13 protein-coding genes are annotated in these 16,062 nt (G+C 71.2%); 5 read left to right on the top strand and 8 right to left on the bottom strand.

From position 1 onward, the window contains the following. Positions 1–44 precede the first annotated feature (44 nt). Positions 45–758 (top strand): M23 family metallopeptidase, encoded by a 714-nt coding sequence (locus ABUL08_RS28090; RefSeq protein WP_350933037.1) that lies wholly within the window; start codon positions 45–47, stop codon positions 756–758. A gap of 279 nt (positions 759–1,037) precedes the next feature. Then, positions 1,038–1,799, top strand: a complete 762-nt coding sequence (locus ABUL08_RS28085) for a M23 family metallopeptidase (protein ID WP_377521871.1) — start codon at positions 1,038–1,040, stop codon at positions 1,797–1,799. Between the two features lie 64 nt (positions 1,800–1,863). Here ABUL08_RS28085 and pcrA read toward each other — a convergent pair whose 3' ends face one another. Beyond that, complete coding sequence (gene pcrA, locus ABUL08_RS28080; protein WP_350933036.1) at positions 1,864–4,269, bottom strand: DNA helicase PcrA; 2,406 nt, start codon at positions 4,267–4,269, stop codon at positions 1,864–1,866. Positions 4,270–4,589: 320 nt separating this feature from the next. Here pcrA and ABUL08_RS28075 point away from each other — a divergent pair, with 320 nt between their 5' ends. After that, positions 4,590–4,934: a chorismate mutase gene (locus ABUL08_RS28075; RefSeq protein ID WP_350933035.1), complete on the top strand. Its 345-nt coding sequence runs from the start codon at positions 4,590–4,592 to the stop codon at positions 4,932–4,934. A 215-nt stretch (positions 4,935–5,149) separates the two neighbouring features. Here ABUL08_RS28075 and ABUL08_RS28070 read toward each other — a convergent pair whose 3' ends face one another. From ABUL08_RS28070 to ABUL08_RS28040, 7 genes are all read right to left on the bottom strand, one after another. Next, on the bottom strand, positions 5,150–6,163 hold the full coding sequence (locus tag ABUL08_RS28070) for an ABC transporter ATP-binding protein (protein ID WP_350933034.1): 1,014 nt from the start codon (positions 6,161–6,163) through the stop codon (positions 5,150–5,152). Continuing rightward, on the bottom strand, positions 6,156–7,184 hold the full coding sequence (locus tag ABUL08_RS28065) for an ABC transporter ATP-binding protein (protein ID WP_350938882.1): 1,029 nt from the start codon (positions 7,182–7,184) through the stop codon (positions 6,156–6,158). Before ABUL08_RS28065 ends, ABUL08_RS28070 begins: the two co-directional genes overlap by 8 nt. A gap of 26 nt (positions 7,185–7,210) precedes the next feature. Next, entirely contained in the window at positions 7,211–8,188 is a 978-nt protein-coding gene (locus ABUL08_RS28060) for an ABC transporter permease (protein ID WP_350933033.1), read from the bottom strand. Then, complete coding sequence (locus ABUL08_RS28055; RefSeq protein WP_350933032.1) at positions 8,181–9,107, bottom strand: ABC transporter permease; 927 nt, start codon at positions 9,105–9,107, stop codon at positions 8,181–8,183. The genes ABUL08_RS28060 and ABUL08_RS28055 overlap by 8 nt, the downstream gene beginning before the upstream one ends. A 185-nt stretch (positions 9,108–9,292) precedes the next feature. Then, on the bottom strand, positions 9,293–10,939 hold the full coding sequence (locus tag ABUL08_RS28050) for a peptide ABC transporter substrate-binding protein (RefSeq protein WP_350933030.1): 1,647 nt from the start codon (positions 10,937–10,939) through the stop codon (positions 9,293–9,295). A 621-nt stretch (positions 10,940–11,560) separates the two neighbouring features. After that, positions 11,561–12,241 (bottom strand): response regulator transcription factor, encoded by a 681-nt coding sequence (locus ABUL08_RS28045; RefSeq protein ID WP_350933029.1) that lies wholly within the window; start codon positions 12,239–12,241, stop codon positions 11,561–11,563. Between the two features lies 1 nt (position 12,242). Next, complete coding sequence (locus tag ABUL08_RS28040) at positions 12,243–13,484, bottom strand: PspC domain-containing protein (protein ID WP_350933028.1); 1,242 nt, start codon at positions 13,482–13,484, stop codon at positions 12,243–12,245. 195 nt (positions 13,485–13,679) lie between these two features. Between ABUL08_RS28040 and ABUL08_RS28035 the strand changes: the two genes are divergently transcribed. Both ABUL08_RS28035 and ABUL08_RS28030 read left to right on the top strand, forming a co-directional pair. Beyond that, a complete protein-coding gene (locus ABUL08_RS28035; RefSeq protein ID WP_350933027.1) occupies positions 13,680–15,497 on the top strand; it encodes a PspC domain-containing protein in 1,818 nt (605 codons plus the stop codon). Beyond that, positions 15,494–15,991 (top strand): hypothetical protein, encoded by a 498-nt coding sequence (locus tag ABUL08_RS28030; protein ID WP_350938938.1) that lies wholly within the window; start codon positions 15,494–15,496, stop codon positions 15,989–15,991. The genes ABUL08_RS28035 and ABUL08_RS28030 overlap by 4 nt, the downstream gene beginning before the upstream one ends. The last annotated feature ends 71 nt before the right edge of the window (positions 15,992–16,062 follow it).

Raw genomic sequence — 16,062 nt, 5'->3', positions numbered from 1 at the left:
AACACCGGCGGGCCGCTTCGGAACCCCGACAACGGAGGGTGTGCGTGCGCCAGCGCCTGTCGTCTGAGCCCGATCGATATCGCGGTCGTCGCCGCGTACCCACCCCCCCGCGGAGCCGTTACGCCGCGGTCGTCACCACCGCGTTCGTCGGAGCCGGCATCGTCGCCCTCGGCGCCAACGCCCTCCCCGACGCCAAGAGCGTCAGCCCGTCGGTTCTCGACGAGCTCAAGCAGGCCTCGGTCACGAGCCAGGACACGGCGGCCCGCGCCAACTCCGCCGACCGCGCCACCCGTGACAGCCGCACCGACGGCAAGGCCGCGTCCGAGCAGGACACCTGGCTGCTCCCCCTGCAGGGTTACGACTTCAACTCGCCCTACGGCATGCGCTGGGGCAAGCTGCACACCGGCATCGACCTGGTCGCCCCCGAGGGCACCCCGTTCGTGGCGATCCACTCGGGCACGGTCACCAAGGCCGGCTGGTTCGGCGGCTACGGCTACGCGGTCATCGTCCAGCACCCGGACGGCAGCGAGGCGATCTACGGCCACTCCTCCGCGGTGAGCGTGCAGGAGGGCCAGCAGGTCAAGGCGGGCGACCAGCTCGGCCTGGTCGGCAACACCGGCCACTCCTACGGTTCGCACCTGCACCTGGAGATCCATGTCAACGGTCAGCCGCTCGACCCGGTGCCGTGGCTCCAGGACCGCGGAGTGGACATCAAGCTGCAAGTCGAGGCAATCTACAGCGAGGTAGCGGCTTCCTGACGCTGCGTACCGCCCGTTGACCGCCCGGATCATGCGATCCGGGCGGTTTGCTGTTCCGGCAAGTCTGGCGGGTCACAGCCGGAAGTGTGGGCGGCGTCACAGCGTCGCATGATCATTTTACCGGCCAAACCACCCGCGAGCGGGCGGAAGCGGGCAGAGATGATCACCTGCCCCGCTCGTCCCCCGGTGCCAGTACCCGCCGCCGACCCGGCCGACACCAGTATTTCGAGGTCAAGTGCCCCTCGACTGCGAAGGTCCCCCGTGTCGGAAGACAGCAACATCCAGAACGAGAACACCCAGGACATCCCCACCCGGCAGCTGCCGCGCAAGCGGACCGGCCGGCGCGCCACATACTTCGTCGTCGGCGCCGTCGCGCTGCTCGGTCTCGGCCTCGGCGGCGTCTCGGTCGCCACGGCCGACCACGGCACCCCGGCCCCGGCCGCCGTCGACTTCGACGCCCAGGCCCGCGCCGAGGCCGCCGCCCGCGCCGACCGCTCCGTCCGCGAGTCCACCGCCCCGGTGACCCCGTCGGCGACCCCGGCCAGCCCCACGCCGAGCCCGACCAAGGCCGCACCCGAGCCGACCAGGACGGCGGCCGCCAAGCCCCGGCCCAAGCCGAAGAAGACCGTCAAGCCGAAGCCGACCTGGGTGATCCCGATGAAGGGCGCCGAGATCACCTCCTGCTACGGGCCCCGCTGGGGCACCCTGCACGCCGGTATCGACTTCGCGATGCCGTCGGGAACCCCGATCCACGCCGCCGCCGCGGGCACCGTGGTGCAGGCGGGCGACGCCGGCGACGGGTACGGCAACTCGGTCTTCATCGACCACGGCAACGGCTACCTGACCCACTACGCCCACCAGAGCAGCCTCAAGGTCACCGTGGGCGAGAAGGTGAGCGCCGGCGAGGTGATCGGCTACGAGGGCGCCACCGGTGACGCCACCGGTCCGCACCTGCACTTCGAGGTGCACAAGGGCCAGATGTGGAACCAGATCGACCCGGCGCCGTTCCTGCGCGCTCGGGGCATCGACGTGGCCTGCTGACGGCCCACAGCACGCGGGAGGGCCCGGTCCGGCGGTTCGCCGGGCCGGGCCCTCGTCGCTGAACTCAGAGCTTGTCGATCGGGGCGTGCCGGAGCACCAGCCACATGGTCTGGTCGCCGAAGTCGATCTGCGCCCGGGCCCCCGGCCCGTGCCCCTCCACTGCCACCACCCGGCCCAGCCCGTAGCGCTGGTGGTTGACCCGGTCGCCGGCCGACACCTTCGGCCCCTGGGGCAGCTCGCTGGCGGTGGCCAGCCGACTGCCGTCCACGCCGAGCCGCTTGGCGAGCTGCGCGGCCTTCGGCGTACCCCCGGTGAAGCCGCCACGCCCGCCGGGCACGCGGTCCGCGCGGCCGCCGACGCCGCCGCCACCCCCGGCCCACGACGTGTACGACCCCTCGGTGCGCTCCCAGCGGACCAGCTCCGGGGGCAGCTCCTCCAGGAAGCGGGACGGCGGGTTGTAGGCCGGCTGCCCCCAGGCCGAGCGGGTCACCGCCCGGGACAGGTAGAGGCGCTGCCGGGCACGGGTGATGCCGACGTACGCCAGCCGGCGCTCCTCCTCCAGCTCACGGGTGTCGCCCAGCGAGCGCAGGTGCGGGAAGACGCCGTCCTCCAGGCCGGTCAGGAAGACCACCGGGAACTCCAGCCCCTTGGCGGTGTGCAGCGTCATCAGGGTGACCACGCCCTGGTGGTCGGGGTCATCGGAGGGGATCTGGTCGGCGTCGGCCACCAGCGCGACCTGCTCCAGGAAGCCGGCCAGGGTGGCCCGCTCCCCCTCCTCACCCAGCGCCTCGATCCGCTCGGTGTACTCCCGGGCGACGCTGACCAGTTCCTGGAGGTTGTCGACCCGGCCCGCGTCCTGCGGGTCGAGGCTCTCCTCCAGCTCGGTCAGGTAGCCCGAGCGGGTCAGCAGCGCCTCCAGCACCTCCTCGGGGGTGCCGCTCTCGGCCAGCTCGCGGGCGCCGTCGAGCAGCGCCACGAAGTCGCCGATGCCGTTGGCCGCCCGGGTGGAGATGCCCGGGGCGTCCTTGGCGCGGCGCAGCGCCGCCCCGAACGAGATCCGGTCCCGGCTGGAGAGCGCCTCGACGCACGCCTCGGCCCGGTCGCCGATGCCCCGGCGGGGCGTGTTGAGGATCCGGCGCAGGCTGACCGTGTCGTCGTCGTTGACCACGGCGCGCAGGTAGGCCAGCGCGTCGCGGACCTCCTTGCGCTCATAGAAGCGCACCCCGCCGACGACCTTGTAGGGCAGGCCGACCCGGATGAAGACCTCTTCGAAGACCCGGGACTGGGCGTTGGTGCGGTAGAAGACCGCGACGTCGCCGGGGCGGGTCTCGCCCTCGTCGACCAGCCGGTCGATCTCCCGGGCGACCCAGTCCGCCTCGGCGTGCTCGGTGTCCGCGACGTAGCCGACGATCTGCTCGCCGTGGCCGGCGTCGCTCCACAGCCGCTTCGGCTTGCGGGAGGTGTTCCGGTCGATCACCGCGTTGGCGGCGTTGAGGATGGTCTGGGTGGAGCGGTAGTTCTGCTCCAGCAGGATCGTCCGGGCGTCGGTGAAGTCCCGCTCGAACTCCAGGATGTTGCGGATCGTCGCGCCGCGGAACGCGTAGATCGACTGGTCGGCGTCACCGACCACGCAGAGCTCGGCCGGCTCGATCCCCTCGGTGCCGGAGACCAGCTCCTTGATCAGCACGTACTGGGCGTGGTTGGTGTCCTGGTACTCGTCCACCAGGACGTGCCGGAACCGTCGGCGGTAGCTCTCCGCGACGTGCGGGTGGGACTGGAGCAGGTGCACCGTCGTCATGATCAGGTCGTCGAAGTCCAGCGCGTGCGCCTCGCGCAGCCGCCGCTGATAGAGCGTGTACGCCTCGGCGAGGGCCCGCTCGTTGGGCCCCTTGGCCCGACCGGCGAACTCCTCCGGGTCGACCAGCTCGTTCTTCAGGTTGGAGACCTGGGCGGCCAGCCCGCGTGCCGGGTAGCGCTTCGGGTCGAGGTCCAACTCCCGGGCCACCATCTGCATCAGCCGGCGGGAGTCGTCCGCGTCGTAGATCGAGAAGGTCGACTTCAGGCCGGCGTGCTCGTGCTCGGCCCGCAGGATCCGCACGCAGGCGGAGTGGAACGTCGACACCCACATCAGCCGGGCCCGCGGGCCGACCAGGTGGGCCACCCGCTCCTTCATCTCCCCGGCGGCCTTGTTGGTGAAGGTGATCGCGATGATCTCGCCGGGGTGCACGTCCCGCGCGGCCAGCAGGTAGGCGATCCGGCTGGTGAGCACCCGGGTCTTGCCGGAGCCGGCGCCGGCCACGATCAGCAACGGGGAGCCGGAGTGGGTGACGGCGTCACGTTGCGGACCGTTCAGCCCGTCGAGGAGAGCCTGCGGGTCGAGCCGGGCGGCGACCGACCCGGGCCGGTGCGGCGGGGTCGGCCGGGGCTCCGGCGCGGGCGGGGACGCGGGGATGTCGAAGAGAGGATGCATCGCACGGCGAGTCTATGCCGCCGGCCGGACACTTCCCGCCGCCGCACACCGGGACGGGCGGGGGCGGCACCGTCGGACACCGCGCGCAGGTGGGCCGTCCCACCTGTTGGCCGGTTTGCTTGCGCGGCCGTACCGGCGGTCGGCATACTCGACAACGTGTTCGATCAGCGCTTCTACTTTTACTACGGCCCCGGGAGTCCGGCAGCCGTAGGTCGCGCTTGATCGTCAGACCTGCGAAAAATGCCCCGGGCTCTCGAGAGCCCGGGGCTTTTTCGTCCCGGGATCCGGGTACCGGGCCCGACACCCGAGGGGGTACGACGATGATGACTGATGTGGTGGAGTCCAGCGGCCTGGCCGGCGACCGGGCCGAGACGAACCCGACCGAGGCCGCGGCGGCGCGAACCGGCACCGGCGACTCGGCGGCGGCCGAGCGGATCGTCGAGATCCGGGAGCGGATCGACGAGATCGACCGCACGATCATCGCGCTGTGGCAGGAACGGGCCGCCCTCTCCCAGGAGGTCGGCGCCACGCGGCTCGCCTCCGGTGGGACCCGGCTGGTGCTGTCCCGCGAGCGGGAGATCCTGGAGCGGTTCCGGCAGGCCCTGGGGGCCGACGGCACCCAGTTGGCGCTGCTGCTGCTGAGAGCGGGTCGGGGCCCGCTGTGAGGCGGCGGGACGCCGCGCCGGGCGACGGCGCCGACGGCGGGCCGGCAGCCGGGCGGGACGCCCGGGGTGCGCGGCGCACGGCGTACCGGAAGGGGCGTCGGCGGCGGGCGGTGGCCGCGCCGGCGCGACCGGGCCCGGTCGCCGGACCGCCCTCCCCGGATACGACGAACCGCCTGCCGGCGTCGTGGTGACGTCGACAGGCGGTTCGGACGTGATCAGGCGCCGTGGGTGGCGACGATCTCCCGCTTCTCGGCGAAGTGGCAGGCGCTCGGGTGGTCCGAGCCCGGCCGGATCTCCAGCAGCGGCACCTGCTCGGCGCAGACGTCCTGCGCCTTCCAGCACCGGGTGCGGAACCGGCAGCCCGACGGCGGGCTAACCGGCGACGGCACGTCACCGGTGAGCCGGATGATCGCCTTGTTCTCGCGCAGCGTCGGGTCCGGCACCGGCACCGCCGACAGCAGCGCCTGGGTGTACGGGTGGGTCGGCCGCTCGTAGATCTCGTCCTCGGTGCCGATCTCCACCATCTTGCCCAGGTACATCACCGCGACCCGGTCGGAGAGGTGACGCACGACCGACAGGTCGTGGGCGATGAAGACGTACGACAGGCCGAACTCGCCCTGGAGCTTCTCCAGCAGGTTCATCACCTGCGCCTGGATCGACACGTCCAGCGCGGAGACCGGCTCGTCGCAGACGATGACCTCCGGCCGCAGCGCCAGGGCCCGGGCGATGCCGATGCGCTGACGCTGACCGCCGGAGAACTGGTGCGGGTACCGGTTGATGTGCTCCGGGTTGAGGCCGACCAGGTCGAGCAGCTCCTTGACCTTGCCCCGACGGCTGCCCTTCGGGGCCACCTCGGAGTGGATCTCGAACGGCTCGCCGATCAGGTCACCGACCGTCATCCGCGGGTTCAGCGAGGTGTACGGGTCCTGCATCACCAGCTGGATCTGCCGGCGCAGCCGCCGCAGCGCACCGCCGGAGAGCTTGGAGATGTCCTGGCCCTTGTAGTACACGCTGCCGCTGGTCGGCTTCTCCAGGTTCATCAGGACCCGGGCGAGCGTCGACTTGCCGCAGCCCGACTCGCCCACGACGCCGAGGGTCTCGCCCGCCTTCAGCTCGAACGAGACGCCGTCGACCGCCTTGACCTGACCGATGGTCTTCTTGAACACGATGCCCTGGGTGACCGGGTAGTGCTTGACCAGGTCACGGACCTCGATGATGTTCTCAGTCACGGTTCACCAGTTCCTCGGCGAAGTGGCAGGCGCTGGCCCGACCGGCACCGATCTGCAGCAGCGGGGGCACCTTCTCCCGGCAGACCGGCTGCGCCATGGGGCAGCGCGGGTTGAACGGGCAGCCCGGCGGGATGTTCATGAGGTTCGGCGGGAGGCCCTTGATGGTGCGGAGCTCCTGCCCCTTCTCGTCCAGCCGCGGGATCGAGTCGAGCAGGCCCAGGGTGTACGGGTGCGCCGGCTTGGCGTACAGGTCGTACACGTTGGCTTCCTCGACGATCCGGCCGGCGTACATGACCGCGATCCGGTCCGCGACGTCGGCGACCACGCCGAGGTCGTGGGTGATCAGGATCATGCCCATCTGCCGCTCCCGCTGGAGCTCGCCGAGCAGGTCCATGATCTGGGCCTGCACGGTCACGTCCAGCGCGGTGGTCGGCTCGTCCGCGATCAGCACCTCGGGGTCGAGTGCCAGCGACATCGCGATCATCGCGCGCTGCCGCATACCGCCCGAGAACTGGTGCGGGTAGTTGCTGAACCGGCCCTTGGCGTTCGGGATCTTGACCTGGTCGAGCATCTCGATCGCGCGCTTCTTGGCGTCCGAGCGGCTCATGCCGCGGCGGATCCGGAACTGCTCGGCGATCTGGAACCCGACGGTGAAGACCGGGTTCAGCGCGGAGAGCGAGTCCTGGAAGATCATCGCGATGCCCTCGCCGCGAATGCGGCGGCGCTCCTCGGCGGACATGGTGAGCATGTCCTTGCCGTGGAAGCGGACCTTACCGCCGGTGACGAAACCGGGCGGCATGTCCAGGATGCCCATGATGGTCTGCGCGGTGACGCTCTTGCCGGAGCCGGACTCGCCGAGCACGGCGAGGGTCTCCCCTGCGTCGACGTGGTACGTGACCCCGTTGATGACCTTGGCGACGCCGTCGCGGGTGCGGAACTCGACCCGCAGGTCGTCGACCTCGAGCAGCCGACCCGAGGGGCGGCCGGATCCGTCGGCGCCGGGCGCGGACTGCTCGGACACGAGAATGTCGGACAACTCAGTCTCCCCTATCGGAGCTTCGGGTCGAGGGCCTCGCGGACCGCCTCACCGAGCATGACGAAGCTCAGCACGGCGGTGACGAGGAACGCGGAGGGGAAGAAGAGCAGGTTCGGCGAGACGCGGATGAAGTTCTGCGACTCGCTGATCATGATGCCCCAGGACACCACCGGGCTCTTCAGACCGACGCCCAGGAAGGAGAGCGTGGCCTCCGCGCCGATGAACGAACCGACCATGATCGTGGAGTAGACCAGCAGCGGCGCGAGACAGTTCGGCAGCAGGTGCTTCAGGATGATCCGGCCCGTGCCGGCACCCAGCGCCCGGGCGGCGACGATGTAGTCCGCCTCCCGGGTGGCCAGCACCGAGGAACGCATCAGCCGCATCACGACCGGCCAGCTCAGGATGACCAGCGACGCGATCACCAGACCCATGATCTTCGTCTTGCTGTTGTTGCTGCCCGAGCCGTTGAAGGTCGTCAGGATGACGATGGCACCGAGCACGAACGGCAGGCCGAAGAAGACGTCGGCGATCCGGGAGAGGACCGAGTCCACCCAGCCGCCCCGGTAGCCGGAGATGATGCCCATGATGCCGCCGAGCAGCATGGTGCCGGCGACGGAGAGCAGCGCCACGATGATCGAGGCCCGCGCGCCGTAGATGGTCCGGGCGTAGACGTCGCGGCCCTGCACGTCGTAGCCGAACCAGGCGTCGGCCGACGGCTTGCCGAGGCTGTTGTTCAGCGAACCGTTCACGGCGTCGCCGGACGTGAAGAGCGTCGGGAAGGCCGCCATCACGATGAAGACCAGGATCAGCGCCGAGGAGATCCAGAAGAGCGGCTTGCGGCGCAGGTCACGCCACGCGTCGCCGAGGAGGCCACGCGGCTTCTCCTTGCGGGCGCTCTCCGGCAGGCCGGCGTTGGTGGGGGCACCGATCTCGGTCGGCTGCTCCGGGCGGGGAGTGCTGACGATCGACGCGGCGGAGGGGTCACTCATAACGGATCCTCGGGTCCAGGGCGGCGTAGAGCAGGTCGACCAGCAGGTTCATCAGCAGGTAGACCAGCACCAGCACCACCACGATGGAGACAACGGTAGCGCTCTCCTTGGTGACGATCGACCGGTAGACCTGTCGACCGATGCCGTTGATGCCGAAGATGCCCTCGGTGACGATCGCACCACCCATGAGGGCGCCGAGGTCGGTGCCGAGCAGCGTGACCACCGGGATCAGCGAGTTGCGCAGCAGGTGCACCCCGACCACCCGGCGCATCGGGAGGCCCTTGGCGATCGCGGTCCGCACGTAGTCGGCCCGCCGGTTCTCGGCGATGCTCGTCCGCGACACCCGGGCGATGTACGCCATCGAGGCGCTACCCAGCACGAAGCCGGGGATCAGCAGCTCGGAGAACGGCATCTCGCTGGAGACGGTCGGCGTGACGATCTTCCACTGCACGCCGAAGGTCCACTGGAGCACGAAGCCGACGACGAAGACCGGCAGCGCGATCAGGAACAGCGAGGAGACCAGGACCAGGTTGTCCAGGAAGCCGTTGCGGCGCAGACCGGTCAGCACGCCGGCGGCGAGGCCGATGACGGCCTCGATAGCCAGGGCGACGACGGCCAGCTTGAGCGTGTTCGGGTACGCGGTGGCGATGACATGGTTGATCGACAGACCGTTGTAGGTCGTACCGAAGTCCCCCTGGAGGAGGTTCTTCATGTAGATCGCGTACTGCACGAAGACGTTCTCGTCGAGGTGGTACTTCTGGGTGAGCGCGGCGACGTACTCCGGCGGGCAGCGACGCTCGCCGCACTTGCCCGCGAAGGGGTCACCGGGCACGGCCCAGACGAGCCAGTAGATCAGGAACGTCGTGCCGATGAAGACCGGCACAAGTTGGAGCAGCCGTCTCACGAGATAGCGGCCCATGGGGTGGTCCTCCAGACAGGGGGTGCGTCGGCGGCCGACACGATGGTGACAGCGTGCGAGGAAGGATGTTGGTGACATCCGCTCGCGACAGCGTGCGAGGAGATGTTGTAACACCCGCTCGCGGAACGGCCCCGGGCCGGGCCCACCGGTTGTGGCGGGCCCGACCCGGGGTCATGCCGGTCGGATCAGAGCTCGACCGAGGAGAGGTCCAGCTCACCGACGTTGGTCAGCTCGAGCTTCTTGATCTTCTCCGAGTGGCCGGACTGCTGGCCGTAGAAGTAGACCGGGATGGTCGGGACGTCCTCGTCGACCTTCTTGAGGGCCTCGCCGAACTTCTGGTGCGACTCTTCGATGCTCGCGGAAGCGCTGGCGGCCTTGGCCAGGGCGTCGACCTCGGGGTTGCTGTAGAGGCCGTCGTTGGAGGAGCCACCCTTGACGTAGAGCGGGTTCACCCAGTTCTCGATGTCCGGGTAGTCCTGCTGCCACGCGGCACGGTACGGGCCGGTCATCTTGTGGGCGTTGATGTTCTGGCGGAACACCGCGAAGGTCGGGACACCCTCGGCGCGGGCGTTGATGCCGAGGTTGGTCTTGACCTGCTGCGCAACGGCCTCCATCCAGTCCTTGTGGCTGGAGTCGGCGTTGTAGTAGAAGACCATCTCGCCCTGGAAGCCGCCGGCCTCCTGGAGGAGCTGCTTGGCCTGGGTCACGTCGAACTTGCAGGCGGTGCAGTTACCGGCCGGGGCGCCCGGGGTGAGCGGGTTGGCCCAGCTGTCGGCCGGCTTGCGGGTGCCGAAGAAGATCTTGTCCGAGATGGCCTGCCGGTCGATCGACATCGAGACGGCCTTGCGCAGCTTCGGGTTGGCGAAGCGCTTGTCGTAGATCGGGAACGCGATGAACGCGGTCGACGGGGTCACCGTGTTCATGGCCCGGTCACCGAGGTCGGCCTTGTACTTCTCGCCGGCCAGCGCGGAGGTCGGGACCGTCTCCATGAAGTCGAGGTTGTTGCCCACCAGGTCGGCGTAGGCAGCGTCCTCGCTCTGGTAGAGCTTGACGGTGACGTCCTTGATCTTGACCTTGTCACGCAGGTTGTAGTCGTCGAAGCGCGTCAGCTTGATCGCGACGTTGTCCTCCCACGACACGAACTTCACCGGGCCGTTGCCGATCGGCTTCTTGCCGAACTCCTCGGGCTTCATGGTGAAGAACGCGTCCGGCAGCGGCATGAAGGCGCTGTAGCCGAGCTTGGTCGGGAAGACCGCGGTCGGGGCCGAGAGGGTGACCTCGAAGGTCTGGTCGTCGATGACCTTCAGGCCGGACATCTTGTCGGCGGCCGGCTTCGGGGCCTTCTGCGGGCCGTCGTCGTCCGGGTCGACCGAGGTGACCTGGTCGTAGCCGGCGATGTCGGAGAAGAAGCTGCCGTTCGCGGCGCCGTTCGGCGTGTAGGCGGCCCAGTTCCAGGCGTCGACGAAGTTCTTCGCCTTCACCTCGGTACCGTCGTGGAACTTGGTACCCTTCTTGATCTTGATCGTGAAGACCTTCGAGTCCTTGGTGTCGATGGACTCGGCCAGCGCGTTGCGCGGCGCCCCACCGTCGTTCGGGTACTCGACCAGGCCGGTCCACATGTCGTCGATGATCTTGCCGCCACCGGTCTCGGTGGTGTTCGCCGGAACCAGGGGGTTCTCCGGCTGGACGCCGTGGATGGTGATGGCGCCGTCCTTGGTGGCGCCGGCGTCGCTGCCGTTGCCGCCGTCGCTGCTGCTCGAGCAGCCGGACGCGACGAGCGCGAATGCCGCGCCCACCGCGATGGCGCCGCTCGCCCGCTTCGAGACTCTCATTCCGAGGGGCCTCCTCTTTCTAACCTGGTTCCGTCGTGGGTTTCACGCACGTCTTGGGGGGTGACACCACCGTCGGCCCCGAACCGCGGACCGCCGGTTTACCGCAGAGAAATCGGGACACCCCGGGGGCGCCGATTCGCCGGGCACCACACCTTCGGGGCAACACGAACGGGATCGACAACCACGATCCGCCATGAGATCGTGGCGGTGCGTGGCGGCCGGACCCGACGGGTTCCACACCGGGGGTGAGGTGCTGCAACTGTGACACCCACCGGCCCGTTCCGTGAAGGTGCCGTTATCAAGCCGTTAGTTGGTCGGCACGTTGCCGATACTTGAGAAAAGATCATGAAACGCGCCGGTCGTACCACTCTGAGCAGGTACGACATGGCCCGGCTCGGCCCGGGTGCGAACTCTGGGGGCTTTCCCGGCCCCGCCGCCACGCTCGCGGACATCAGCCGCACCTCGGCCGTGTTTGCCCGTCCGGATGATGTCGACTTCGACCTCGCGGACACCATCGTCGGCCGGGTGGAGGAGGGGGGCGAGGCCCGACGCCCCCTTGTCACCTCGGGTGACGCCGGAGTGACCCGGAGGTTGGGCGGAAACGGTCAACGACCCCGGGCGTCAGACCAGCCGGCGGTCCGCCGCCCAGCGGGACAATTCGTACCGGTTGGACATCTGGAGCTTGCGGAGCACGTTCGACACGTGCGTCTCGACCGTCTTGATCGAGATGAACAGCTCCTTGGCGATCTCCTTGTACGCGTACCCCCGGGCGAGCAGCCGGAGCACCTCGCGTTCCCGGTTGGTGAGCTGGTCCAGCTCGGGGTCGGCGACCGGGGTGTCCGGCCGGGCCGCGAAGGCGTCCAGCACGAACCCGGCGAGCCGCGGGCTGAACACGGCGTCCCCGTCGGCCACCCGCCGGATCGCGTCGGTCAGCTCGTCCGGCGAGATGGTCTTGGTGACGTACCCCCGGGCGCCGGCCCGGATCAGCCCGATGACGTCCTCCGCCGCGTCCGACACGCTCAACGCCAGGAACTTCACCTGCGGGTGGGTACGCCGCATCGCCTCCAGCACCGCCCGGCCACCGCCGTCGGGCATGTGCACGTCGAGCAGGACCACGTCCGGGCCGGTCGCGGCGATCCGGTGGACCGCGTCGGCCACCGTACTGGCCTCCCCGACCACCTCGACGTGTGCGCCCAGCTCCGCCCGGACCCCCGCCCGGAACATCGCGTGGTCGTCGACGAGGAACACCCGCAGCCGCCCGTCCCGGGCCTGCACCTGTTCGACCGGTCCGTGTTCGGCCATGTCACCTGTCCTTTTCCGTCGTGGAGCCGGCGCCGCTGATCGGGAGGATCAGCCGGACCTCGGTCCCCTCCCCCGGGCTCGACCGGATCTCCGCCCGGCCGCCGTGCCGCTTCATCCGCCCCACGATGGAGCCGCGGACGCCGTGCCGGTGATCCTCCACCGTATCGGGGTCGAAGCCCTTGCCCCGGTCCCGGACGAAGGCGCTGACCTGATCCGGCTCGACCTCGGCATAGAGCGACACGGTCTGCACCCCGGCGTGCCGGGCGGCGTTCACCAGCGCCTCCCGCGCGGCGGCGACCAGCGCGCCGACCCGCTCGTCGGTCTCCCGGTCCCCGACCACCACCGCCTCGACGGTGATCGCGAAGGTGTCCTCCACCTCGGCGGCGGCCTGCTCCAGCGCGGCGGCGAACCGCTCGGTCGGCGAGGCGGTGGGCTTGTAGAGCCAGTTCCGCAGCGACCGTTCCTGCCCACGGGCCAACCGCTGCACGGCCTTCACGTCGCTGGCGTTGCGCTGGATGAGGGCCAGCGTGTGCAGCACCTGGTCGTGCACCATCGCCGCCAGTTCCGCGCGCTCCTGCTCCCGGATCCGCCCCTCCCGTTCGGAACGGAGCTGGTTCCAGGTGCGCCAGAGCACCGGCGCGGCGACCACGCCGACGCCGGCCAGCCCGACCAGCGCGAAGATCACTCCGTTGATCACCGCGTCGAAGTTCTGCGCCGGTGAGTAGACCGCGGCGACGCCGATGATGCCGACCGCGACCAGCACCCCGCCGCCGATGAAGCGGAGCACGAAGGCCCGCCGGTCGCTCTCCTCCACCACCGCGCCGAGCCACGGCACGGGCATCGACTCGCCCCACTGCCGGCGGCGCTCCGGCGCGGACTGGTGCCAGATCACCCCGGCACCGACCGCGATGATCGCAACCAGCCAGCCGGCGGTGCCCGCGGCACCCACCGAGTCGAAGACCATCACCTGGATCAGCAGGACGCCGAGGCCGATCGCCACGAACGGCAGCAGCTGGCCGATGTCCCGGCGGGGCGGGACGGCGGTGTCGCCCGGCCGCAGCGGGACGACCGCCCAGAAGGCCGCGTAGAGCAGCAGGCCGAGCCCGCTCAGCCCGAGCAGCACCATGAAGGCGACCCGGACGCGGACCACCGAGATGCCGAGGTGCTCGGCGATGCCGGCGGCCACGCCGGCCGCCATCCGGTGCTCGGGCGCCCGGTAGAGGCGGGGCGGGTGCGGGGTCACGGTGCTGGTGATCGGAGGCTCCCGGGTCGGGGACGACGGCGCGGGCAGGGCAAGCCGGCGCCGGTTCGATCGTCACACGTCCGCGGGGCCCGGGACCACGGGGACGCCCCCGACATTCGGACCGCCGGGATCTCAGGGTGGGGTCAGGGTCGCCTCCTGAGGACGTTCGGGCGGCGGGCGACGCAGGATCAGAGCATGACCGAGGATGCCGCCCGCCCGCCCCTGCCGGGGGCGACGCCGCAGGACGGGCCACCGCCCCCCGCACCGACCGGCGCCGGACCCGCCGACCCGCCCCCGCCGGGCGGCCCCGCCTGGGCTGCCGGCTCCGCACCGGGCGATCTCCCCCCACCGGGGTACGCCCCACCGCCCGGCGGTGCCGGCTTCACCTCCCGGTACGGGCTGGTCCGCCCCCGCGAGGGCCGCTACCTGGCTGGCGTCTGCGCGGCGATCGGCCGGGCCACCAACACCGACCCGGTGCTGTGGCGGGTGCTGCTCGCGGTGCTCGGCTTCTTCGGCGGTATCGGCATTCTGGTGTACGTGACCGCCTGGTTGATCATCCCGGGCGAGGGTGACACCGCCTCCCCGGTCGAGTCGATGCTCGGCCGGGGCCGCTCCAGCATGTCCCCGGTCACCGTCATCGTGCTCAGCATCCTGGTGGCGGTGAGCTTCGGCTACATCGTCACCGACGCGTTCCGCGCGGTCCTGCTCGGCGCGGCGATCCTGATCGGCGGGGCGCTGCTGCTCAACCGCGAGCACCGGGGGCCGGTCCGGCCGCCGACCCCGCCCGGTGCCGGCCCCGTGCCGCCCGGGCCGGTGCCACCGGTCGCCTGGCCGGCACCCGGTCCGGCCGGTCCCCCGGCCGGTCCCGGCACGCCCTCCTTCGGTCCCGGCGCCTCCTGGTCCGGTCCCACCGGTCCCTCGGCCCAGCCGGCCGGGGCGCCGTCCTGGCCGGGCCGCGTCGAGGCGACCGCACCGGCCGCGCCGACCTGGCCCGGGATGCCGACGGCCGGGGAGCCGGTCGGCCCGGTCACGCCCGTCGGCTCCGCGTCGACCGGGCCGGTCGGCTGGGCCGCTCCGGCTGAACCCGCTCCCGCGTCCCCCGCCTGGTCGGCGGCGCCGGAGCCACGCACCTGGCCGGGAACCGGCGAGCCCACCACCTCGGCGGGACCGTCCCTCGGGACGGGACCGGCCATCGGGACAGGACCGGGCGACCCGGCCGCGTGGCCGGCCGCGCCGACCAGCGGGGTCACCGGCGGCACCTCCGCGCCGCTGGTGCCCCCGGTGACCGCGCCGCTGCCGCCCACCGGCTACCGCGCCCCGTTCGCCCCGCACGGCCCGTACGCCGGGCCGTACCCGCCGGCCCCGCCGGTGGCCCGGCCCCCGAAGCCGCCCAAGCGGCCGAAGGAGCGCTCCCCGCTCGGTGCGGTCACCTTCTCGCTGATCTTCCTGGCCCTGGGCCTGGTCGCCGTCCTCGACCTGCTGGACGTCTTCCCGGTCAGCGCGGCAGGCTACTTCGCCGCCGCCCTGGCCACCATCGGGCTGGGCCTGCTGGTCGGCACCTGGTTCGGCCGGGCGCGCTGGCTGATCGCGCTCGGTCTGGTGACCGCCGCGGCGCTCGGCGTGGCCACCGTCGCCGAGTCCTACGACCGGGTACGCGGGGTCGACGGCGACGTCACCTGGGCCCCGACCGACTACCGCGACCTGGCGAGCCGGTACGAGAACAACTTCGGTGACGCCGTGCTCGACCTGCGCGGCGTCGACTTCGACAAGAAGGAAACCCAGATCACCGTGGCGATCAACTTCGGGCAGGCGACCGTGGTGGTGCCGCCGAACGTCGACGTCACCACCCTGGCCGACGTCAACGCCGGGGACGCCACCGTCTTCGGCAACCGCTCCGGCGGGCTGGAGGGCAAGCTCCGGGAGAGCACCGACGTGGGCCCCGACGGGCCCGGCGGCGGCAAGCTCCGCCTGATCGTCCACGTCAACGCCGGCAACCTGGAGGTGACCCGGTGAAGGCGCACCGCACCGACCTCGTCTCGTTCGCCTTCGGGCTGGCCTTCCTGGCCCTCTCCGTCTGGTGGCTGCTCGCCCAGATCCTCGGGCTCACCCTGCCCCCGGTCGGCTGGTTCCTCGCCGGCGCGCTGCTGCTGGTCGGCCTGCTCGGCCTCCTCGGCGCGCTCCGGTCCGGCCGGCCCGCCGACCGGGGGACACCGGCCGACGCCACCGTGTCGGCGTCCTACGAGGAGCCCCGGGAGTGGAGCGCGCCCGTACCGCCCCGGGCCGACGAGTGGAGCACCGACGCCGTCGACGACGTGCCGGTCGAGGCGGTGCGGGACCGCCCGGCCGACGACCCGGACGGCGATCCACGCTGGTCACCCGTTCCACCCGTCGACGAGCGGGCGCCGGAACGCGAGCCGCGTACGGGCGACGACGCGGCGGTGACCCGGGAGCAGCCCACCGTCGGCGAGGCACCCGGCCGACCGGACGGGGAGCGGCCACCGGCCTGACGACGGCGGTGCGGGCGTACCGGAACGCCGCCTATGCTGACTGGTGGAGATTCCGCCTCCGCCGGCCGGCC

Origin of the sequence: Micromonospora sp. CCTCC AA 2012012, from assembly GCF_040499845.1 — a bacterium.
In the GTDB taxonomy this organism is placed as follows: domain Bacteria; phylum Actinomycetota; class Actinomycetes; order Mycobacteriales; family Micromonosporaceae; genus Micromonospora; species Micromonospora mangrovi.
Note: the sequence above shows the minus strand (reverse complement) of the source record. Positions and strands in the feature narration are given on the sequence as shown.